The 20,666-nt window shown below is 70.2% G+C and carries 18 protein-coding genes; 5 read left to right on the plus strand and 13 right to left on the minus strand.

The genetic code is table 11. From position 1 onward, the window contains the following. Positions 1 to 139 precede the first annotated feature (139 nt). Genes E0500_RS26020 through E0500_RS26030 form a run of 3 tightly spaced genes read right to left on the minus strand, consistent with a single transcriptional unit; the run spans position 140 to position 4,259 of the window. Positions 140 to 1,267 carry an ABC transporter ATP-binding protein gene (locus E0500_RS26020; RefSeq protein WP_131568760.1) on the minus strand — a complete coding sequence of 376 codons (1,128 nt, stop codon included), beginning with the start codon at positions 1,265 to 1,267 and terminating at the stop codon, positions 140 to 142. Beyond that, positions 1,260 to 3,029 carry an iron ABC transporter permease gene (locus E0500_RS26025; protein WP_131568758.1) on the minus strand — a complete coding sequence of 590 codons (1,770 nt, stop codon included), beginning with the start codon at positions 3,027 to 3,029 and terminating at the stop codon, positions 1,260 to 1,262. Before E0500_RS26025 ends, E0500_RS26020 begins: the two co-directional genes overlap by 8 nt. Positions 3,030 to 3,059: 30 nt before the next feature. Next, positions 3,060 to 4,259, minus strand: a complete 1,200-nt coding sequence (locus E0500_RS26030; RefSeq protein ID WP_131568756.1) for an ABC transporter substrate-binding protein — start codon at positions 4,257 to 4,259, stop codon at positions 3,060 to 3,062. A 412-nt stretch (positions 4,260 to 4,671) separates the two neighbouring features. On the opposite strand from E0500_RS26030, the gene E0500_RS26035 reads away from it, so the two are divergent. After that, a complete protein-coding gene (locus E0500_RS26035; protein WP_131561784.1) occupies positions 4,672 to 6,159 on the plus strand; it encodes a DUF1996 domain-containing protein in 1,488 nt (495 codons plus the stop codon). Positions 6,160 to 6,267: 108 nt separating this feature from the next. On the opposite strand, the gene hypF is transcribed toward E0500_RS26035, so the two are convergent. Together hypF and hypB are read right to left on the minus strand one after the other, a co-directional pair. Next, a complete protein-coding gene (hypF, locus tag E0500_RS26040; protein WP_131561782.1) occupies positions 6,268 to 8,616 on the minus strand; it encodes a carbamoyltransferase HypF in 2,349 nt (782 codons plus the stop codon). Further along, positions 8,613 to 9,389 (minus strand): hydrogenase nickel incorporation protein HypB, encoded by a 777-nt coding sequence (hypB, locus tag E0500_RS26045; RefSeq protein WP_131561780.1) that lies wholly within the window; start codon positions 9,387 to 9,389, stop codon positions 8,613 to 8,615. Before hypB ends, hypF begins: the two co-directional genes overlap by 4 nt. A 591-nt stretch (positions 9,390 to 9,980) precedes the next feature. On the opposite strand from hypB, the gene E0500_RS26050 reads away from it, so the two are divergent. The 3 genes from E0500_RS26050 (at position 9,981) to E0500_RS26060 (ending at position 12,216) form a co-directional block, all read left to right on the plus strand. Further along, positions 9,981 to 10,343 (plus strand): cupin domain-containing protein, encoded by a 363-nt coding sequence (locus E0500_RS26050; protein ID WP_131561778.1) that lies wholly within the window; start codon positions 9,981 to 9,983, stop codon positions 10,341 to 10,343. Positions 10,344 to 10,631: 288 nt separating this feature from the next. Further along, positions 10,632 to 11,144, plus strand: coding sequence for an Hsp20/alpha crystallin family protein (locus E0500_RS26055; RefSeq protein WP_131561776.1), 513 nt, complete (start codon positions 10,632 to 10,634; stop codon positions 11,142 to 11,144). A 277-nt stretch (positions 11,145 to 11,421) separates the two neighbouring features. Then, the gene (locus E0500_RS26060; RefSeq protein ID WP_131561775.1) at positions 11,422 to 12,216 is read left to right on the plus strand and encodes an RNA polymerase sigma factor SigF; all 795 of its coding nucleotides are present in this window, start codon (positions 11,422 to 11,424) and stop codon (positions 12,214 to 12,216) included. 244 nt (positions 12,217 to 12,460) lie between these two features. Here E0500_RS26060 and E0500_RS26065 read toward each other — a convergent pair whose 3' ends face one another. Further along, complete coding sequence (locus tag E0500_RS26065; protein WP_131561773.1) at positions 12,461 to 12,820, minus strand: ANTAR domain-containing protein; 360 nt, start codon at positions 12,818 to 12,820, stop codon at positions 12,461 to 12,463. Between the two features lie 135 nt (positions 12,821 to 12,955). Between E0500_RS26065 and E0500_RS26070 the strand changes: the two genes are divergently transcribed. Continuing rightward, positions 12,956 to 13,648 carry a UdgX family uracil-DNA binding protein gene (locus tag E0500_RS26070; protein WP_131561771.1) on the plus strand — a complete coding sequence of 231 codons (693 nt, stop codon included), beginning with the start codon at positions 12,956 to 12,958 and terminating at the stop codon, positions 13,646 to 13,648. Between the two features lie 24 nt (positions 13,649 to 13,672). On the opposite strand, the gene E0500_RS45065 is transcribed toward E0500_RS26070, so the two are convergent. From E0500_RS45065 to E0500_RS26105, 7 genes are all read right to left on the minus strand, one after another. Next, on the minus strand, positions 13,673 to 13,882 hold the full coding sequence (locus tag E0500_RS45065) for an SAM-dependent methyltransferase (RefSeq protein ID WP_309505145.1): 210 nt from the start codon (positions 13,880 to 13,882) through the stop codon (positions 13,673 to 13,675). Beyond that, positions 13,879 to 15,189 (minus strand): FtsX-like permease family protein, encoded by a 1,311-nt coding sequence (locus tag E0500_RS26080; RefSeq protein WP_131561767.1) that lies wholly within the window; start codon positions 15,187 to 15,189, stop codon positions 13,879 to 13,881. Before E0500_RS26080 ends, E0500_RS45065 begins: the two co-directional genes overlap by 4 nt. 3 nt (positions 15,190 to 15,192) lie before the next feature. Continuing rightward, complete coding sequence (locus E0500_RS26085; RefSeq protein ID WP_131561766.1) at positions 15,193 to 15,978, minus strand: ABC transporter ATP-binding protein; 786 nt, start codon at positions 15,976 to 15,978, stop codon at positions 15,193 to 15,195. A 139-nt stretch (positions 15,979 to 16,117) separates the two neighbouring features. Next, the gene (locus E0500_RS26090) at positions 16,118 to 16,822 is read right to left on the minus strand and encodes a lactate utilization protein C (protein ID WP_131561764.1); all 705 of its coding nucleotides are present in this window, start codon (positions 16,820 to 16,822) and stop codon (positions 16,118 to 16,120) included. After that, complete coding sequence (locus E0500_RS26095) at positions 16,819 to 18,330, minus strand: LutB/LldF family L-lactate oxidation iron-sulfur protein (RefSeq protein ID WP_131561762.1); 1,512 nt, start codon at positions 18,328 to 18,330, stop codon at positions 16,819 to 16,821. The genes E0500_RS26090 and E0500_RS26095 overlap by 4 nt, the downstream gene beginning before the upstream one ends. Continuing rightward, on the minus strand, positions 18,327 to 19,082 hold the full coding sequence (locus tag E0500_RS26100) for a (Fe-S)-binding protein (protein WP_131561761.1): 756 nt from the start codon (positions 19,080 to 19,082) through the stop codon (positions 18,327 to 18,329). The genes E0500_RS26095 and E0500_RS26100 overlap by 4 nt, the downstream gene beginning before the upstream one ends. Before the next feature lie 97 nt (positions 19,083 to 19,179). Beyond that, positions 19,180 to 20,631, minus strand: coding sequence for a rhamnulokinase family protein (locus E0500_RS26105; protein WP_131561788.1), 1,452 nt, complete (start codon positions 20,629 to 20,631; stop codon positions 19,180 to 19,182). Positions 20,632 to 20,666: the final 35 nt, after the last annotated feature.

Here is a 20,666-nt window from a genome sequence, read left to right on the forward strand (position 1 = left end):
GGGCCAGAGGGACCGGTGCCGGACGAGGGCTCCCGAGCAGCAGCGGGACGCCGTGGGAACGCCGTACGCCGGGGCCCGGAGAGTCATGACGGACTCTCCGGGCCCCGGCGTGTCGTGGCTGTGTCCTACACCGACCAGGTCACGAGGTGACGGTCAGCAGGTCGCGCTGTTCCTCGGGGAGTTCGACCTTGTCCTGGTACAGGAGCGCCTGAGCCGGGTCGAAGACGAGCACCACTTCGCCCGCCAGGCCGCCGTTGCCGCTGAGGACCTGCACGGCCTGGTCGCCGAGGCGGACGTCGTACTCGTAGCGGGAGCCGACGTAGGAGCTGGTGAGGACCTCGGTCCTCAACTGGTTGACATGGGACGGCGTACCGGACTGCGGGACGACCTCAAGCCGCTCGGGCCGGATCGCCACGGTGACGGAGTGGCCGGCCGGGACGCGCTCGTCGCTGTCGACCTGCACCACGTCGTCGCTGCAGTCGAGGAGGATCCGGTACCGCGTGCCCTCCTGTCCGATCACCCGGCCGGTGAGGAAGTTGCAGCGGCCCACGAAGGCGGCCACCTCCGGGGCGGCGGGCCGCTCGTAGATCTCGTGCGGCGTGCCGATCTGGATCATGTTGCCGCCCTCCATGACCGCGATGCGGTCGCTGAGGGCGAGGGCCTCCTCCTGGTCGTGTGTGACGTAGACGGTGGTGATGCCCAGCTCCTCCTGCAGCCGCTTCAGCCAGGCGCGCGCCTGCTCCCGGAGTTTGGCGTCGAGGTTGGACAGCGGCTCGTCGAGCAGCAGCACCGTCGGGGAGTAGACCAGGGCACGGGCGAGCGCGACCCGCTGCTGCTGGCCTCCGGACAACTGGTGCGGGTAGCGGCCGCTCAGGTCGGCGAGACCGACCTTGTCGAGCGCGTCGTGGATGAGGGTCCTCTGCTTCTCCTTGGGGACCTTGCGGATGTTGAGGGGCAGGGCGAGGTTCTTCGCGATGGTCATGTGCGGCCAGAGCGCGTAGGACTGGAACACCATGCCGAGGTTGCGCTCTTCAGGGGGCAGGAACACCCCGGCCGAGGCGTCGACGAAGGGTCTTCCTCCGACGGTGATGGAGCCCTCGGTGGGCTGTTCCAGACCGGCGATGCAGTTGAGCGTGGTGGACTTGCCGCAGCCGCTGGCTCCCAGGAGGGTGAAGAACTCGCCGTCCTTGATGGTGAAGGTGACGTCGCGGAGGACGGAGTTGTCCCCGAACGTCTTGGCCAGGTTCTTCACGGTCACCTCAGGCATGGTGCTTTCCCTTCATGAGCAGTCCTGCGAGTGCGACGAAGACCGCGGTGATGGCGATCTGGAGGGTTGCCAGTGCGGCGACGGATCCGGCCCGGCCCTGGGTCCAGAGGCTGAGCATGGTGGTGCCCAGGATGTTGTTGTCCGCGGAGCTCAGGAACACGGCCGGCGAGTACTCCTTGAGCATGATCACGAAGGTGAGCACGAGGGCTCCGGCGAACGCGGGGGTGACGAGGGCCCGCAGGACCCGGAAGAACGTCATCAGCCAGTCGGCGCCGGACACCCGGGCCGCGTTGTCGAGCTCGCCGCCGATCTGCATGACTGCCGGGGCGACCGAGCCGAACGCACTGGGCAGGGCGCGCATGCCGAAGGCGATGATGACGGCGTAGACCGTGCCCTGCAGCACCGAGCCCATACCGAACGGGGCGAGGGCGAAGGCCCAGAAGAAACCGATACCGATGATGATGCCGGGCAGCGACTGCGGGATCAGCGCGAGGTACTCGACGGCCCGGCCGAAGCGGAAGGTGGAGCGGCGGGCGACCATCACCGCGACCACCGCGAGGGCACTGACCAGCACCGAGCCGACGCCGGCCACGATGAGGCTGTTCCAGAGGGACTGGACGTAGTTGTCCGAGTCGAACACGATCTCGTAGTTCTGCGTGGTGATCGTCTTCAGCGGCGACTGGAGCGGGGTGAAGACCAGCGTGAACGAGCGGAGCACCAGGCCGAGGATCGGGACCAGGGCACCGACGATGACGTAGAGCCAGATGAACGCGATGCTCACCCACTTCAGCCAGCCCAGGTCGAGCTTGCGGGGGCGGGTCACCTTGCCGCGCACGGAGACGAACCGTGCGGCGTCCTTGAGCAGCTTGGCCTGTACGGCCACCAGGGTCAGCGTGACGAGCAGGATGATCGTCGAGGCGGCGCCCAGCATCGTGTAGTCGGGGTCCACCGACTGCAGGCCGTTGTGGTACAGGAACGTCGAGAACACGTCGATCTTCACCGGCTGGCCGTACAGCAGCGGCACGCTCAGGGTCTCGATGGAGACGGAGAACACCAGGATGGCGCTGTAGACGATGGGCGGCCGCAGCATCGGGACGACCACCTGCCCCAGGATCCTGAGCGGCCCGGCACCACAGACCTGCGCCGCGGACTCCAGGGACGCGTCGGACTGCCGCAGCGCGTTGGCGCAGAACACATAGGCGATGGGCGCGAGCGCCACGGCCTCCGTGAGGGCCATCCCGGGAATCGAGTACAGGTTCCACGGCACGCCGCCGAAGACCTGCTGGACCTTGATGCTGACGAACCCGGCCGGGCCGTACATGATGATCCAGCCGAAGCCCAGGATCAGCGAGGAGATGAAGAACGGCCACTGCATCGCCAGCGCGATCAGCCGGCCGCCGGGCAGCTTCGTACGGACCACCACGATCGCCATCGGGATGGCGATGGCCAGGCTCAGCAGCGTGGTCAGACCGGCGAACAGCAGCGTGTTGAGCGCCACTTCGCCGAAGCCCGCGTCCGTGAACAGGTCGACATAGCCGCGGACCGTGAAGGCTCCTCCGGCTTCGTAGAGCGGGCGGTTGCGCACGCTCTGGTAGAGGGTCGGGACGATCGGGGCCAGTACGAGGACGGCGAGGAACGCGAGGACCGCGTACTGGACGACCTGGTCCCGTCCGATGCCGAGGGGGCGGCGGTAACGCGGCGGTTTGAACGTCTCTTGGTGCTCGTCGGCCGACGTGCGGACCGGTGGGGTGAGGGTTGACATCTGCTCTGACTCCGATCGTCCCGAGGATGCCTACTTCTTGAGGAGGCTGTTGAAGCGTTCGAGCCAGGCGTCGGCGTCGTTCTTCGCGACAGCGGAGTAGTCGACGTGGATGATCTTGTCCTCGCCGACCTTGTCCACGACCTCCTGGTAGGTGTGCAGGCCCCGGCCCTTGACGCCCTCGCGGTACGAGGCCAGTCCACCCTCGGCGACCGCGCGCTGGCCCTCCGTGGAGAGCGCGAAGTCCATGAACAGCTTCGAGGTCGCCGGGTGCGGTGCCTCGGAGGAGATGCCCATGCCACGGGGGAGGACCACGGTGCCGTCCTCGGGGAAGACGATCTTCACCAGCCCGGCGCTGTCGTCGACGACCGGGTACGCGGGGGAGGCGCTGATCAGGAAGCCGGCCGTGTACTCACCGGAGACGATCTTCTCCAGCTGCGTCCCGGAGGAGGTCTCCGGGCGGGTCAGCGGGAGGATCGTCTTCAGCGCGTCCCACGCTCCGGGGTTGCCCTCGGTCAGGGCGCGGGTCACCGAGAAGCCGAACGAGCCCTCCGGGTCGCGGACCGTCACCTTGTTCTTGAACTTGCCCTCGTCGGCACTCACGATCCTGGCCAGGTCGGCCATGCCGGTCGGCGGCTTCTCCATCAGGCTGGTGTTGTAGGCGATCGTCATCGGGTCCTGCGACAACGAGTAGACGCTGGGCAGGAGTTGGGCTTCGTCGCCGAGTGCGGCAAGCTCCGGGGTCTTGTACTCCAGCACCGCGTCCTTGCGCTGAGCGAAGTTCGCCCAGGCGCTCGCCGCGCTGGAGATCATCACGTCAGCGGGCGAACTGCCGGCCGCGTTCTCCGAGAGGACCTTCTGGAACAGCTCGTCGCTGTCGAGCTCGTTGACCGAGACGGTCTTGATGAAGTCGTACTTCTTCTTGAAGTCCCGGACGATGGGGGCCATGTTCTCGTCGCCGAGGTTGGAGTAGACGGTGAGCTTGCCGCCCTCCTTCTTCGCCTCCGCGATCAGGTTGTTGTAGTCCTTGGGGTAGTAGACGGGCACCTTCCCCGCGTTGATCTTGTTCTCCGCCACCGCGGGCTTGTCGCTGCCCCCGCAGGCGGTCAGCAGTCCGAGTGCGAGAACCACGCCGATCGCGGTCGCGGACCGGAGACGGCCGGGGTGAGCGAGCCCGGGGGCGGCGCCCGAGGCGGCGAAGTGTCGTGAGCCGAGGTGGCTGGATCTGGCCATGGTTCTCCTTTGAACACGTGCCCTCTGGCAGCTGTTGCCGGGAGGTTAGAGACCCAGGTCAGGCGGGTAAATCCTTCAGCCATCAGAGCTCATAGTGTGTGTTGTGGTCGTTCTGGTCGTGACGCGAGTCACCTGCTCTGTACTGCGCTGATGGCTTGAAATAGGTGTACCCGGAATCCTTTTCGCCGCTGAGGGCTGACCCCCGCGATGGTCAGGGTGGGGGGAGGGTCATGCCCTGATGGTCCGACTCTGCCGCCTCGCGCCGGATTCGGGGCTCAATGCCGGTTTCGTGCATGGAGGAAACCATGAATCTGAGAATTCGCTGAACAATCGGCACTCAGATCCGTATCCAAGGGAGCTTCACACACACCGGACGTAATCGCCGGCTCAGAGGAAGTTTCAGAGAGGCCTGATGAGACGCAACACGCGAAAGAGATCGAAGACCACCGTTCGAGCGGTGGGCGCGGTGGCAGCACTGGCCATGGGAGCCGGTGGAATCGTGGCGGCCAACATCTACGCCTCAGCCGGTGAGACCAACACGGCGCAGCGTTCCGCCCAGAATCAGTTGGCGGCGACGGCGACCTCCACCATCGACTGCCCCGACGTCGGCCAGCAGTTGAAGGCGGTTCCCGACCAGGCGCGGTCTCAGGTGGACAAGGAACTGGCGCTCCTCGACAAGCAGATATCCGAGGCCTACCAGCGTCTTGCCACTTCCCAGCGGGCGATTCAGCAGGACGCCGACTTCGCACAGAACGCGATCGTGAGTCCGCTGAAGGACAAGCGGGCGGCCACGATCGACCGGATCGTCATCGCCATCGGCCGCTCGGCCGCCAAGCCGCAGGGCCTTGAGGCTCTGGCCGCCTGCAAGCTGCTGTCCACCGGTGGCAACCAGACCAATGCCGGTCAGGGCAACAACCAAGGCGGCAACAACAACCAGGGTGGCAACCAGGGTGGCGGCAACGGCAATGCCGGACAGCCGGCCGTCGGCGGCCCCGTCGCCGCCGACTACGTGGACATCAAGAAGGTTCGCCCCAATGTGAGCGCACAGCGCAAGTCGGGGAAGGCTTCGAGGGGCACGTTCGTCACCAAGTGCGGCGTGAACGCCAACAAGCTGTACAACACCGACAACGTCATCGTCGCGCCCGGTGTCACCAACGGCGCACACCACACGCACGACTACGTCGGCAACCAGTCCAACGACGCCTTCGCGACCGACCAGGACTTCGCCAAGGCCAAGACCAGTTGCCAGAACCGCAGCGACAAGTCCTCCTACTACTGGCCGGTGCTGCGTCTGCAGGACGGCAGCAAGGAGTTCGACGCGGACCAGCAGGGCGGCGGCGCCGAGGGCAACATCGGCAAGATCCTGACGGCCAAGCAGTCCACCCTGACCTTCGTCGGCAGCCCCCGCGGCAAGGTGGTGGCGATGCCGAAGTTCCTGCGCATCATCACCGGTGACGCCAAGGCGTTCACCAACGGCACGGCCAACGCCAACGCCTCCTGGAGCTGCACCGGCTTCGAGAACAAGGTGCAGCTGAAGGACAAGTACCCCCTCTGCCCGTCGGGCAGCGACGTGGTGCGTACGTTCAAGTACCAGAGCTGCTGGGACGGCAGCAACATCGACAGCGCCAACCACCGTACGCACGTTGCCTTCGCCGACGCGAGCGGCAAGTGCCCGAGCGGCTTCAAGGCCATTCCGCAACTGGTGCACCGTCTGGTCTACGACGTGGACGCGCCCAGCCTGAAGGACAACGGAAAGACCCGGCCGTTCTTCGCCGTGGACGGCTTCCCCGAGCAGGCCCACAAGCCGGTCACCGACCACGACGACTTCATCAACGTCTTCGACGAGCGGCTGATGAAGAAGATGACCCAGTGCATCAACACCGGACGTAAGTGCAGTTGACCGTCCACGGGGGTGGGCGTCGCTCCGACGACACCCACCCCCACCCGGCGTCCCGCCGTCGCCGGCGTTTTACTTCAGCGTCCTTCTTCATCGCCTTTCTTCAGCGTCCTACGTGTCGTCCCCGTGAGCTGCGGCGACCAACTGGCCGAGCGCGAGACCGCCGTCGCCCGGCGGCACCCGCCGGTGGCGGAGCACCGTGAAACCGTCCTCCGCCAGCAGCGCTGCGCAGGCGGAGTCGAGCAGCGCGTTGGCGAACACTCCGCCCGACAGCGCGGCCACGGCAGCTCCCGTCTCCCGGCGGGCGGCCCGGCAGACCTTCGCCACCGCCGCCGCGACCGCGCGGTGGAAGCGGGCGGCGATCACAGGAACGGGCACCCCGTGCCGCAGGTCGGCCACGATCGCGGCCAGTACCGGCCCGGGGTCCAGGCCGCCGGCGAAGCGGTACGCCCCGGTCTTCTCCGGCCAGGCGAGGACCGCCGCCGCCTCCAACTCGATCGTGGCCTGCGCCTCGTAGCGTGCGCGGTGGCAGACCCCGGCCAGGGAGGCGACCACATCGAAGAGCCGGCCCATGCTGGAGGTCGGCACGCAACCGATGCCGAGGTCCAACTGCCGTTCCAGCAGACGTAGTTCGGCGGGCGTGCAGGCGGCGACGCAGGGCATGTCCGCGTCCCAGGGCAGGCAGGCGGCCCGTAGCCGCGCCAGCGCCACACGGCACGGATCGGCCACGCCCGCGTCACCGCCGGGCAGCTGCGCGTACGGCAGCCGGGCGAAGCGGCGGTAGCCGTCGTAGCCGGCGATCAGCACCTCACCGCCCCAGATCGCCCCGTCGTCGCCGTACCCCGTGCCGTCGAAGGCGACGCCGATGACCCGCGCACCGCCGTCCAGACCGTGCTCGGCCATCACGGACGCGATGTGGGCGTGGTGATGCTGCACCGGGTGCAGGTCGATGCCGCGCGCCTCCGCCGTACGCCGCGCCCAGCGGGACGAGTGGTACCCCGGATGCCGGTCGGCCGCCAGCAGCTCCGGGGTGACCCCGGTCAGCGCCCGCAGGCGGCCCTCGGCCCGCTCGAAGGTCCGTACGGCGGTCAGGTCGGCCAGGTCGCCGATGTGCGGGGAGAACCAGGCGACGCCGTCCGCCCCGAGACACAGGGCGTTCTTCAGATCACCGCCCACGGCCAGCGCCGGGGCGACGGGCACCGGCAGCGCGACCGGCTCCGGGACATGGCCGCGTGACCGGCGCAGTACGACCTCGCCGCCCCCGTCGGCCCGGACACGCACCACGGAGTCGTCGCAGGGCGCCTCGATGACCTGGTCGTGCCACAGCCAGGCGTCAGCGATCCCGGCGAGCCGCTCCAGCGCCTCGGCGTCGTCGGTGACGATCGGCTCCCCGGCACGGTTGCCGCTGGTCATCACCAGTACCCGGGGACCCGGAGGATCGCCCGGCAGGCCGAACAGCAGCCGGTGCAGGGGGGTGTACGGGAGCATCACCCCGACGTCCGGGCTGCCCGGGCACGCCGCCTCCGCCAGCCCGGCGGCCTCCGCCCTACGGCGCAGCAGCACGATCGGGCGCCGACGGCCCGTCAGAACCGACTGTTCCTCCGGGGCGACGTGGGCCAGCCGCTCGGCCGCCGCCAGGTCGGCGCACATGACCGCGAACGGTTTGCCGCCGCGCTCCTTGCGTGTGCGCAGGGCGGCGACGGCCCGCTCGTCGGCGGCGTCGCAGGCCAGGTGGTAGCCGCCGAGCCCCTTGAGGGCCAGCACAGCACCCCGCGCCAGCAGCAGCCGGGCCTCGGCGAGAGCCTGCCCGCCCTCGTGGGGGCGTGTGCCGGGGACGGTGAGCCGCAGCCTGGGCCCGCAGTCGTGGCACGCCACCGGCTGGGCGTGGAACCGGCGGTCGGCCGGGTCCGCGTACTCGGTGGCGCAGTCCCGGCACAGGGGGAACACGGACATGGTGGTCGTCGCCCGGTCGTAGGGCACACCGGTGGAGATGGTGAAGCGGGGGCCGCAGTGCGTGCACGTGATGAACGGGTGCCGGTGGCGGCGGTCCGCCGGGTCCGCCAGCTCCCGCAGACAGTCCTCGCAGGTCGCGGTGTCCGGCGGAATGAGCGTCCGGCCCGTGCCGCCGTCCTCGGACGTGTGGATGACGAAACCGCACGCGCCGAGAGCCGGGACGGTCTCGTACGCCACCTCCTGCACGTCCGCCAGCGGCGGTGGCCTCTCGGCCAGTGCCCGGCAGAACTCCGCCACCGAGTCCGGGGCGCCCTCCACCTCGGCGACCACGCCATCGATGCCGTTGCGTACGTGCCCCGCGAGGCCCAGCTCCGCGGCCAGACGGTGCACGAAGGGCCGGAACCCCACGCCCTGCACGGTACCGCGCACGGTCACCCGCCGCCGTTCCGCGGACGGCGCGGCCGTGCTCGGAGCGGCCGTACTCGGGGCCGTCGTCGCGGAGGTCACGTGACAGCGGCCCGGGACACCCGCCCCTGGCCGTGAGCGTCGTGGGCCTCGGCGGGGTTGTTGTCGTGGCCCTGGCGGCGCAGGTGATCCATCGCGAGCAGCGGGGCGTGCGGTGCCGCTCCGTCCGCGACGGCGTGGACGCGGTCGAGCAGGATGTCGACGCCCCGCCCGTCACGGGACGAGGTGCGCAGGATCTCCACTCCGGGATTGACGCGTTCCACGGCCGTCGCGAAGGCGGCGTCGTCGAAGCCGGTGGCGTCCGCGAGATCCGTCTTCGTCAGCACCACGAGATGGGCCGCGCCAAAGGCGGTCGGGTACTTCAGCGGCCTGTCCTCGCCCTCCGTCACCGACATCAGTGTCACGCGCAGCGTCTCGCCCAGGTCGTAGGAGGCGGGACAGACCAGGTTCCCGACGTTCTCCACGAACAGCAGGCGGGTTCCGTCCGGGAGCCAGCCGTCGATGAGGCCGGACACCTGCGCGGCCTCCAAGTGGCACTGGCCGCCGGTCAGCACCTGCTTCACGGGCGCTCCGGAGCGGGCGAGGCGGCGGGCGTCGTTCTCCGTGGCCGGGCCCGCGGTGAGCGCGGCGACGGCCAGTCCCCGCTCGCGGGCACGGCGCAGGACCAGTTCCAGCAGCGCGGTCTTGCCGCTGCCGGGGCTGGAGAGCAGATTGACGGCGGTCACCCGCCGCTGGGCCAGATCGGCGCGGAGTTCCGCGGCCAGACCGTCGTTCCTGGCCGGCACGGCCGTCCGTACGTCGACGCTGCGGCACATCACGGGCTCCCTGCCATTCGTACCTCCGCCAGTTCCAGTTCCCGCCCGGTCAGCAGTTCGGCCGCCGGGGTGTCGCAGTGCGGGCACCACAGCGCGGGCGGCGAACCGACCGCGAAACGCGTGTCGCAGTCGTCGCAGCGGGCCCCGCGCCGGTACCTCCTCGACGACCAGTTCGGCGCGGTCCGGCGCGGTGCCCTCGGCGACGAGCGAGAACGAGCAGCGCAGCACGTCCGGGACCACACCCCGCCGGCTCGCCGACGCGCGGCGTCACGCCCGCCACCGCGTCCGCCCCGTGTGCGCGGGCGACGCCCTCGGCGCTCTCCACGACCGCGCGGCGATCGACAGCTCGTGCATGGTCCGCCACGGTAAGCACGGCCCGGGCCCAGGCCCGGCACCCGGTTGCTGATGAACTGTGTTTTCCCCTGGGCGGCCCACGCCGAAGACCGCCGGGGGAGTGGACTTCAGCGGGTCGGGTCGGGACGGGACGGCACCAGCGGAGCCCGTCACCGCTGTCCCTCCGATGGCAGTCCCGGCTTGACAGACGGACGATGGACTGGGGGGAGCGGAATTGCCGGAACACAGGGAGCCGTCATGATTGAGGCGAAAATGGTCGGCAAGCCCGACGAACGGCGCGATTTCCCGCGCGGACACCTGGAGGCAGTCCACCTGACAGGACTGGACTTCGCCGTGGCCACCTTCGATCCCGGCTGGCGCTGGACGGAGTCCGTGGCCCCGATCATGGGCACGGAGCACTGCCAGGTCCACCACAACGGCTATGTCGTCCAGGGACGTATGCGTATCCGTATGGAGGACGGTGAGGAAGCCGAGCTCGAAGCAGGCGAGGCCTTCGTCGTCCCGCCCGGGCACGACGCCTGGGTCGTGGGTGACGAACAGTGCGTGATTTACGACTTCGCGGGTGGCATGGCGAAGGACTACGCCAAGTCACAGGGTTAGGCCGACGACCCGCACGAAGTCGCCGAAAGGATGGTGTGTCGTCAAAAGGCCGGCCGACCAGCGCGGCGATGCGCGCAGGGCGGCCCTGGTCGTCGTGGTGCGCGAGCGCCCCAGCCCGCGAGCGCCTCAGCCGGGACCGCCCGTCATGATCTTCCAGACCCTCGTCGCCACCGGCAGGTTGAGCCGGTGGCCGAACTTCTCCACCAGGGTCGTCCCGTGGGCGAGGAATGCCGCCGTCCACGAACGAATCCCGGAACGGACCCGGGAAAGAAGGGCAGGTGATGGGCGATGACCTTGCCCGTACGGCGCCACCGGAGTGGCGGAGCGACGACGGAGCGTCCCGTCGGGTGGGCACGCAATCCGCTGCTGGAATTCGACGAACTCCTCAACCAGATGAGCGGGCTGATCGAATCCACGGTGGGCGGCACGGCCCCAGCGGTCGCGTGGACACCCCTCGCGGACGTCCGGGAAACCGACGACGCGTTCCACGTCGAGATCGAACTCCCCGGCGTCAAGAGCAAGGACGTCGACATCGAGGCCGGTGGCCAGGAACTGGTCGTCACCGGAGCGATCGAGGAGAAGGAGCGCGAGGGCGTCCTGCGCCGAAGCACCCGCCGGACCGGCGCCTTCGAGTACCGGTTGCGGGTGCCGGGATACCCGGGAAACGTGGACACCGAGAAGATCAAGGCGGACATGTCGGACGGTGTGGTCTCGATCACCGTCCCCAAGGCGGAGGTCGACAAGCCCCGGCACATCCACATCACCGAGAGCGGTGAGAGTGGCGAGAGCACCGGCCGCTGAGACGCGACCCGTCGGCGCCGGACACCGTTCCGGCGCCGACGCGTGGCCGCAGGTCACCTGCGCGATCGGCGCCACCACCGAACCCGCTGAACCGGAAATCAGGCCATCCGAATTGTTTCTTTGGTCTGAATGGCGGGAAATGAGCGTTTAGTGCTTCGGATAGGAGGCACGTCCGTGGGAGCTGGTGCGCCAGGCCCCGATTGTCTCCCCGTACGGTCCGAGCGCGCGCCCTCCCATGGTGACTGCCCGGTCACTCGTGGAGGGAGATGCGACGCACATGCGCATCACCGTGAGAACGAGGCAACACCCGCACGACGACGCCCCCGACACGGCCGACGCGTTCGACAGGCTCCGGGCGCTGCCGGACGGGCCGGAGCGCCAGACGTTGCGTGACGAGATCGTCCAGGCGTGGCTGCCCATGGCCGAGCGGATCGCCGTCCGGTTCCGGGGGCGCGGCGAGTCCCTCGAAGACCTCTGCCAGGTGGCGGCGCTCGGCCTCGTCAAGGCCGTCGACCGCTACGATCCGGTGCGGGGCAACGCCTTCGAGAGCTACGCCGTCCCCACCATCACCGGCGAGATCAAGCGGCACTTCCGGGACCACATGTGGGTCCTGCACGTGCCGCGCCGCGTCCAGGACCTGCGCAACCGGGTGCGCTCGGCATCGAAGGACCTGTCACAGGAGGTCTCGGGACGCAGTCCGACCGTCGGCGAGATCGCCGAGTACGCCCATCTGAGCGAGGAGGACGTGCTCGTCGGCATGGAGGCCCTGGACTGCTTCAGCACGCTGTCGCTGGACGCCGAGCTCCAGGGCAGCGACGACGGCTTCTCGCTGGGGGACGCCCTCGGCGGACCGGACGGCGGCTTCGACCTCGTCGTCGACCGCGAGTCCGTCAAGCCGTGCCTGCGCGCGCTTCCGGAACGGGAGCGGACCATTCTCTACCTGCGGTTCTTCCGCGGTATGACCCAGAGCCACATCGCACAGCAGCTCGGCATCTCCCAGATGCACGTCTCCCGGCTGATCAGCGGCTGCTGCGCCCGCCTGCGCGACGAGATGCTGACCGAGCCGGTGTGACCCACGAGAAGCGTCTGGTGCCCTCAATCCAGCCGCCCAGCCGCCCAGCCCCCCCAGCCGCCCAGTCGATCCAGCCGCCCGGTCGAGAATCCTCGACCGGGCGGCCGGACGGTGAGCTCACTGTCGAACCCTCCCGGGACGGGTTCGTCAGAACCGTGCCTCAACGCTCCGAACTAACCAGGATGAAGCCGCTGAAACACGCCGGAGGCGCCCGGGCGCCACTCCGACGTGTCCGGCACAGACCCTAGGGTGCGGCCTGCTCCTCCGGGAACTGGGTGGGCCCGTAGCGGTCGAGGGTGTTCTCCAGCTCGGCCCGGATCTCCGGCGGCAGTTCCCCGTTGCGGCCCCAGATGATGATCATCTCGGCTATGTTGCGCAGCTTGATGTTCGTGTGCTGCGAGACCTCCCGCAGGACCGACCAGCCCTGGTCGGGCGTGACCCGGGCCCAGGCGACGATCATGCCGATCGCCTGGTCCACGACGGCATGCGAGGTGACGGCCTCCTTGAGCTGGTGGACCTCTTCTTCGAGCTCAAAGATCCGTGCGGTGGCGTCCGTCGCCGTCTCCGGGAGGTCGCTGCCTTCCGGATGGGTCTGTGAGGGCATCGTCCCTCCCGCGTGACGCGAGCCGTCTCTTGTCTCCATGGCACTGCGGTGAGCGTCTCTTCGCATCTTGAGGCGCGGTTCCGACGCGTTCGCGGGACCCGAGGGGGTACTCGGACTCGCTGGAGGTGAGCGCACATGTGCCCCTCGAAGACCACGCGGGAGAACACGAGCGGCAGCCAGGCCCACGACGCCGGGCCGTATCTGCCCCGCAGCGGTGGCCTCGACGCGTACCGGCGGGCCGCCGCGCGCTGCCAGGGCTGCCCCCTGTACGAGAACGCCACCCGTACCGTCTTCGGCAAGGGCCCCGAGTCCGCCCGCATCATGCTGGTCGGCGAACAGCCGGGGGACCAGGAGGACAGGCGGGGCGAACCCTTCGTCGGGCCGGCCGGGCGGCTCCTGGGCAAGGCGCTGGAGGAGGCCGGCATCGACCGGGGCGAGGCGTACGTGACCAACGCCGTCAAGCACTTCAAGTTCACCGTGGCCCCGGGCGGCAAACGCCGCATCCACAAGGCGCCGGACCTGCGCGAGATCTCCGCGTGCCGCCCCTGGCTGCTGGCCGAACTGCACCTGACGCGTCCGGACGTCGTGGTGGCCCTGGGCGCGACCGCTGGCAAGGCCCTGATGGGCAGCTCGTTCCGGGTCACGAAGGACCGCGGTGCCCTGCTCCGGATGCCGGGCGAGGAGCAGGGCGCGTACGTCGTGGCGACGCTGCACCCGTCGGCGATCCTGCGCGCCTCCGACAAGGACCGGGAGGCCGCGTACGCGGGGCTGGTGTCCGACCTGGGCGTGGCGGCGAAGGCTCTGGCGGAGTGCGAGCCAACGGCCTGACCAGCCACACGCGGACCGCTCGCCCTACGGCTTGCGGGCCACACCGGCGAAGCTGTCCACCTCGGCCGGCGGCTGCGCATCGGCCTGCTCCGGGCGCCACTGGGCGACGGAGAGCAGGCCGGGCTCCAGCAGGCCGAGACCGTCGGAATCGACCGCCGCCGTCGTCGTCGCGGCATACGCCTCGGGCGGCCGCCCGAAGCAGCCGCCCGTTGCCGTGCGGGACCACGAGCTCACGCGGCCAACGCCACCGCCTCCACCGCCGGCGTCCGCAGTGTTCGCCGGGCCGTGGCGAGGCTGGTGCCCAGCGTCGCCACCGCCGCGACCGCGACGATGCCCAACCACACGCCCAGGCCCTGTTCCGGCCACACCGAGTCCGTACGGACGATCGTGAAGGGCAGGATCCCGGCGAGCCCGGCCACCGAACCGAAGAAGACACCGGTCGCCGTCAGCACCAGCCCCTCCACGCCGACCGCCCCCAGCACCTGCCCCGGAGTCGCGCCCGCCAGCCGCTGCTGGCCGAACTCACGGCGGCGGTACGTCGTCGCCGCGTACAGGGAGTTGACCAGCATGATGCAGGCGAAGACCACGATGATGCCGACGACCGTGAGGTTGAGGGTCTCCAGGTTCTTCGCGTCGACCGACTTCGGCACACCGGACGCGTCGATGGCGTCGTTCTCGACCGCCTGCATGTACAGCGTCGCCGTCGCCAAGCAGGTGAAGAGGATCAACGGCATGAGCACACCGGAGAGCTGACTCGCGCGCTCCCTCAGCGTCCGCACGGCCACCCAGCCGCTCGCCCCGGTCAGCGGCAGCCGGCCGAGCACGCCCGACAGCAGCCGCGGCGTGAGAAGCGCGAACCCGACCGACAGCAGGACCGCCCCGTACACGGGAGGCGCCATCAGCGCGGCGTCCGTGGCGGAGAACGCGAACGTGGAGCACACCCCCAGAGCACCGAGGACCAGCGCGGCGTACGCGAGCAGCGTCCGCGCACCGCCCCGCGGTGGCCGGCGCCGTGTCGCCCGCCGCACGGCGAGGAAGGCCGCGCCCACCGTCGCGAGCAGCGTGATGTCGATGCCCGTCAGCAGGGCGACGGGACCGAAGGAGTACGACACCGAGTCGGCGACCTGACCGGTGTCCTGGAACATCTCCAGCAACAGCCGCCCGCCCAGCATCGCGGGCCCGATCGCGAGGACCGCCCCGAACAGGGCGATCGCCACCGACTCACCCACGACCATCCGCCTGATCTGTCCCGGAGTCGCCCCGGAGCATCGCAACAGCTCCATTTCAGCGGTCCGTTGACGGATGTTCACGGTCAGCGTGGACGCCACAGCGAACAACACCAGCAGGGTGCCGTACCCGCCGACGACAGCCGCCGTCGTGGACAGCGTCTCCGCGCTCACGGAGTCGACGCCCCGCTGCCCGGCCGTGTCGTGCATCGAGTTGAACGTCATGATGATCGCCGCGCCCAGGAACACGGACAGCAGCGTCGCCATGAAGCGCCCCGGCCGCCGCCGGATCGAACGCATCGCCAGCACGAACATCACTCACACCCCCGCCGTCACGCCGTCGCCCAGGTGCGCCAGCCGCTCCGCGACCGCGTCCACCGTGGGTGCCGGCATCTCGCCCGCGAGCCGTCCGTCGGCGAGGAACACCACGGAGTCCGCGTACGAGGCGGCCACCGGGTCGTGCGTCACCATCACCACGGTCCGGCCGTGCGTCCGTACGGCATCCCGCAGCAGCTCCAGCACCTCGCGCGCGCTGCGTGTGTCGAGCGCGCCCGTCGGCTCGTCCGCGAAGATCACCCGCGGTTCGGTGACCAGCGCCCGCGCGATAGCCACCCGCTGCCGCTGCCCGCCGGACAGCTGGTCCGGCCGGTGCCCGAGCCGGTCACCGAGACCGACCGCCGTCAGCACCTCCTTCACGCGGCGGCGGTCGACCCGCCGCCCGGCGAGCTTCAGCGGCAGGATCGTGTTCTGGGCCACCGTCAGCGTCGGCAGCAGGTTGTACTGCTGGAACACGAACCCGATCCGCTCCCGCCGGAACCGGGTCAGCGCGGCCTCGCCGTCACCCGTCATCTCCGTGCCGTCGACCACCACGATGCCGCGGTCGGGCCGGTCCAGCCCCGCCGCGCACTGCAACAGCGTGGACTTGCCGGACCCCGAAGGCCCCATCACCGCGGTGAACGTGCCCCGCGCCAGACTGAGCGTCACCCTGTCCAGCGCCGTCACGGCACTGTCGTCACTGCCGTACGTCCTGCTGACCTTGACCAGCCGGAGCGCCTCCGGGGCGGGCCCCGCTTCGACCGTGCCCCGCCTGTTTCGCCGGAACATCTCGTCCCTCCCCGTCCTGGCACGCCTTGTGCCTCGCCGACGAAGCTACGGAGAACGGAGCGGGGCCACACTGGGCGCAGAACCCGTATCGGGGGGTGTACCCAGTGACACCCCCCGCGGTCCCTCAGGCAACCAGGCGCTACGAGGTGACCTCGGCTTCGGGCGGCGTACCGCTCACGAGCACCACCTCCAGGGTGCGTGGGCCGTGCACCCCCTCGACGCGGTCCAGCTCGATGTCACTGGTCGCCGACGGACCGGAGACCCAGGTCAACGGGCGTGCCGGGTCGAGGCGTTCGAGGCCCTGCGGGACCGAGGAGACGACCTGGCCGGGGACGCGTACGACGCAGACGTGGTGGTCGGGGACGAGGGTGATGCGGCGGCGGCCCTGGTCGGGCGACCCGTCCAGGACGATGGAGCCGGTCTCGGCGATCGCGACCGCGCAGCCCGTCACGACGCTGTCGACACGGTCCAGTTCATGCGGGGTACTCGCCGCGCGGTCGTGGACACGGGTCGCGTCCACCGCCTTCAACCAGGAGGGCGGCAGCTCCGGCGGGACAAGCACGCTCGTCGACCCCCGCTCGGCGAGGAGCCGCATGAGCACCTCCGGCAACTCCTCCTCCGTGCAGCGGTGCACGAGCGCCCGGTAGTCCGCCAGGTTCTCGGCGAGGAGATCCACCGTCTCCTCGACGCTCCGGTCTCCGTGCTCGCGCAGATAACTCCGGTCGATGGCCTCGTCGTACTGGGGGTACCTCCCAGGCCGTTCAGGCACTGGGGGAGTGTCGTCCTGTCGTACGTCCGCGAGCGCGCGCCGTACGCGGCCCAGGATCGCGTCCCTGCTGCTCACTTTCCGCTGTCCTTTCCGCCGTGTGTGCGCTGCCACCAGTCGCGGAACGGCTCCGCGGGGACGGCGGGGAGGTCGCGGCTCCCGGTCCACGCCTTCCCCGGCCCCCGCAGGGCGCGCGGGTGGAGGCGGCGGGTGCGGGACGCGAGCCGCTGACCGGTGCGCAGGGCGCCGGGGTGGCTGAGCGCCCAGCGGGCCGCACGCATCGCCGCGCGCTCGGCGGCGTGGCCCTTGGCCGGTTTGAGGACGACCTTGTTGCCGCGCTGGGTGACCTGGCCGCCCTGCGCGACCCGCTCCCGCAGGTGCACCAGCACCTCGGGGATGTCGATGGCGACCGGGCACACCTCGTAGCAGGCGCCGCACAGGGACGATGCGTACGGCAGGGAGGCATCGATCTCGCTTGCCGTGCCCCGGAGTTGGGGGCTGAGGATGGCGCCGATCGGGCCCGGGTAGACCGAGCCGTACGCGTGGCCGCCCGCCCGCTCGTACACGGGGCAGACGTTGAGGCACGCCGAGCAGCGGATGCAGCGCAGGGCCTGGCGTCCGACCTGGTCGGCGAGGGTGTCGGTGCGGCCGTTGTCCAGCAGGACCAGATGGAAGGTGCGCGGACCGTCCGCCGTCTCCGCGTCCGACGGGCCCGTCCACATCGACGTGTACGGGTTCATGCGCTCGGCCGTCGAGGAACGGGGGAGGGTCTGGAGGAACACCTCCAGGTCCTGCCAGGTGGGCACGATCTTCTCGATGCCGACGACCGAGATCAGCGTCTCGGGCAGGGTCAGGCACATGCGGCCGTTGCCCTCGGACTCCACGACGACCAGCGTGCCGGTCTCGGCGACCATGAAGTTGGCGCCGGAGATACCGACCTTGGCGCGCAGGAACTTCTCGCGCAGATGGAGACGGGCGGCCTCGGCGAGTTCGGCGGGCGTGTCAGTGAGACCCTCGGGCGCCGGGCGGCCCCACGCGCTCATCTCGCGGGCGAAGATGTCCCGGATCTCGCCGCGGTTGCGGTGGATCGCCGGGACGAGGATGTGGGAGGGCCGGTCCTTGCCCAACTGCACGATGAGCTCGGCGAGATCGGTCTCGTAGGCGTGGATGCCCTCGGCCTCCAGGGCCTCGTTCAGCCCGATCTCCTGCGTGGCCATCGACTTGACCTTGACGACCTCGCTCTCGCCGGTCGCCTTCACCAGGTCCGCCACGATCCGGTTGGCCTCGTCGGCGTCGGCCGCCCAGTGGACCGTGCCGCCCGCCCGTGTGACCGACTCCTCCAACTGCACGAGGTAGCGGTCGAGATGACGGAGCGTGTGGTCCTTGATCTGCTTGCCCGCCTCGCGCAGCGCCGCCCAGTCGGAGACCTCGGCCACCGCCCTGGCGCGCTTGGCGCGGATGGTGTGGGTGGCGTGGCGGAGATTGCCGCGCAGGGTCGGGTTGTTGACGGCCTCGTGTGCGGCCTTGGGGAACGCAGGAAAGGTGGGTGGGGGAAACGCAGGCATCCCGACGAACGTCTCGCTCATCCCAGGGGCTCCTCTTCCGTACTCGCCAGGATCTCGGCGATGTGGACCGGACGCATCCCGGTCCGCATCCGGGTCATCGTGCCGCCGATGTGCATCAGACAGGAGTTGTCGGCCGCGCACAGCACCTCGGCTCCGGTGGACTCGGCGTTGCGTACCTTGTCCGTCCCCATGGCCGCCGAGACATCGGAGTTCTTCACCGCGAAGGTGCCACCGAAGCCACAGCACTCGTCGGCGCCGGGCAGTTCGCGCAGTTCGAGTCCCTTGACCGCCTTCAGGAGCCGGCGGGGACGGTCTCCCAGGCCCAGGCTGCGCAGCCCGTGGCAGGTCGGGTGGTAGGTCACCGTGTGCGGGTAGTACGCGCCCACGTCCGTCACGCCCAGCACGTCCACCAGGAACTCGGTGAGCTCGTACGTCTTCGGCACGACCGGCGCCAGCGTGCGTGCGAGCGTGTCCCCGCGCCCCTCCGCCCGTGCCCGCTCACCCATGCGTGGATACAGCTCCCGCACCATCGCGCCGCACGACCCGGACGGCGTCACGATCGCCTCGTAGTCCCGGAAGACATCGGAGAACTGCCGGGCCAGTGGCTCCGCCTCATGCCGATATCCGGTGTTGTAGTGGGCCTGCCCGCAGCAGGTCTGCCCCATCGGGAAGTCGACGTCGACGCCCAGCCTGGTCAGTAGTTTCACCACGGCACGGCCGGTGTCCGGATAGAGCGTGTCGTTGACGCAGGTCAGGAACAGGGCGACACGCATCGCGGCTCCTTGGGGTCGATCATCGGATGAGTGCAGGTTACGGCGTGGGCGCGCGGACGGGGAGGGGGCCCGCTCAGCGAGTGGTGGGCCGGCCCGCTCACTGAGTGGTGAGCCGGGCCTGAGCCGCGCGCCACGCCGCCGTGTCGCCGCGCGGCTCGTATCGCTCCAGCGGCTGCGTACGGGCGAGAAGCCGTCGCATCGCCGCACGGTCGCCGACCAGCCCCTGGGTCCGCGCCTGGACGAGGACGTTGCCGAGCGCGGCCGCCTCCGCCGGGCCCGCCACCACCGGGAGCCCGCAGGCGTCGGCGGTGAGCTGGCACAGCAGCGCGTTGCGGGTGCCGCCGCCGACCACGTGGACCACGTCGACCGGGTGATCGGCGAGCTCCTGGGCCTCGGTGACGGCCTGGCGGTGGGCGAGGGCGAGCGAGTCGAGGATGCAGCGGGTGATCCCGGCGGGAGTGTCCGGCACGGGCTGCCCCGACTGTCGGCACGCCTCGGCGATCCGCTCGGGCATCCGTCCGGGCGCCAGGAACGCCGCGTCTCCCGCGTCCACCACCGACCGCAGCGCTGGCAACTCGCCCGCAGCCCGCAGCAGTTCACCGAGATCCGGTTCGCCCCACTCCCGCAGGCACTCCTGGAGCAGCCACAGCCCCATGATGTTCCGCAGGTAGCGGACCGTGCCGTCCAGGCCCAGCTCGTTGGTGAAGTTGGCGGCCCGGCTCGCCTCGGTGAGGACGGGGGCCTCCAGCTCCAGGCCCGCCAGGGACCAGGTGCCGGTACAGATGTACGCGAAGCGCTCACCGGCAGCCGGGACGGCGGCCACCGCGGACGCCGTGTCGTGCGAGCCGACCGTCGTCACCGGCACCGGGCCGGTCAGCCCCGTCTCCTCCAGCACCCGCTCCCGCAGCAGCCCCGCCGGGTCCCCGGGCTGCCGCAGCGGCGCGAACAGCTCCAGATCGATGTCGAGGCGCGCCGCCACGCCGTACGCCCAGTCACGGGTGCGCGGGTCGATCAGCTGGGTGGTCGAGGCGTTGGTGAGCTCGGTGCCTGGCTCGCCCGTGAGCCAGTACGTCAGCAGGTCGGGGATGAGCAACAGCCGCTTGGCGTAAGCCAGTTGTGCCGACTCGCGGGCGGCCGCCAGCTGGTACAGGGTGTTGAAGGGCGCGTACTGCAGCCCGGTCGCCGCGTACAGCTCGACGGCGGGCAGCGTGGCCCACACCTTCTCGGCGACGCCCTCGGTGCGCGGGTCCCGGTAGTGGACCGGGTTGCCGAGCAGGGCACCGTCGGCGTCGAGCAGGCCGTAGTCCACGGCCCAGCTGTCGATGCCGACGGAGTCGAGACGGCCACCGCAGCGGGCACCGGCGGCCCGCAGCCCGTCCAGCACACCCCCGTACAGCGCGAGGACGTCCCACCGCAGCCCCTCCGGCACGCGCACCGGCCGGTTCGGGAAGCGGTGGGCCTCGGTCAGCTCCAGGGAGCCGGCCCCTACCCGGCCGACCATGACGCGCCCGCTGGACGCGCCGAGGTCGACCGCGGCGAAGGCCTTCACCCCCGTGCCCGTGCCCATGTCCGTAGTCATCTCCC

Source organism: Streptomyces sp. KM273126 (genome assembly GCF_004337435.2).
Classification (GTDB): Bacteria; Actinomycetota; Actinomycetes; order Streptomycetales; family Streptomycetaceae; genus Streptomyces; species Streptomyces acidicola.

Bases quoted from the DNA above. Each gene is read 5' to 3' on its own strand.
- E0500_RS26065 (WP_131561773.1), bottom strand. From the start codon at position 12,820: ATGCCCTCACAGACCCATCCGGAAGGCAGCGACCTCCCGGAGACGGCG.
- E0500_RS26025 (WP_131568758.1), bottom strand. From the start codon at position 3,029: ATGTCAACCCTCACCCCACCGGTCCGCACGTCGGCCGACGAGCACCAA.
- E0500_RS26055 (WP_131561776.1), top strand. From the start codon at position 10,632: ATGACCTTGCCCGTACGGCGCCACCGGAGTGGCGGAGCGACGACGGAG.
- E0500_RS26050 (WP_131561778.1), top strand. From the start codon at position 9,981: ATGATTGAGGCGAAAATGGTCGGCAAGCCCGACGAACGGCGCGATTTC.
- E0500_RS26030 (WP_131568756.1), bottom strand. From the start codon at position 4,259: ATGGCCAGATCCAGCCACCTCGGCTCACGACACTTCGCCGCCTCGGGC.
- hypB (WP_131561780.1), bottom strand. From the start codon at position 9,389: ATGTGCCGCAGCGTCGACGTACGGACGGCCGTGCCGGCCAGGAACGAC.
- E0500_RS26035 (WP_131561784.1), top strand. From the start codon at position 4,672: ATGAGACGCAACACGCGAAAGAGATCGAAGACCACCGTTCGAGCGGTG.
- E0500_RS26060 (WP_131561775.1), top strand. From the start codon at position 11,422: ATGCGCATCACCGTGAGAACGAGGCAACACCCGCACGACGACGCCCCC.
- E0500_RS26095 (WP_131561762.1), bottom strand. From the start codon at position 18,330: ATGAGCGAGACGTTCGTCGGGATGCCTGCGTTTCCCCCACCCACCTTT.
- E0500_RS26080 (WP_131561767.1), bottom strand. From the start codon at position 15,189: ATGTTCGTGCTGGCGATGCGTTCGATCCGGCGGCGGCCGGGGCGCTTC.
- E0500_RS26070 (WP_131561771.1), top strand. From the start codon at position 12,956: ATGTGCCCCTCGAAGACCACGCGGGAGAACACGAGCGGCAGCCAGGCC.
- E0500_RS26020 (WP_131568760.1), bottom strand. From the start codon at position 1,267: ATGCCTGAGGTGACCGTGAAGAACCTGGCCAAGACGTTCGGGGACAAC.
- E0500_RS26100 (WP_131561761.1), bottom strand. From the start codon at position 19,082: ATGCGTGTCGCCCTGTTCCTGACCTGCGTCAACGACACGCTCTATCCG.
- E0500_RS26085 (WP_131561766.1), bottom strand. From the start codon at position 15,978: ATGTTCCGGCGAAACAGGCGGGGCACGGTCGAAGCGGGGCCCGCCCCG.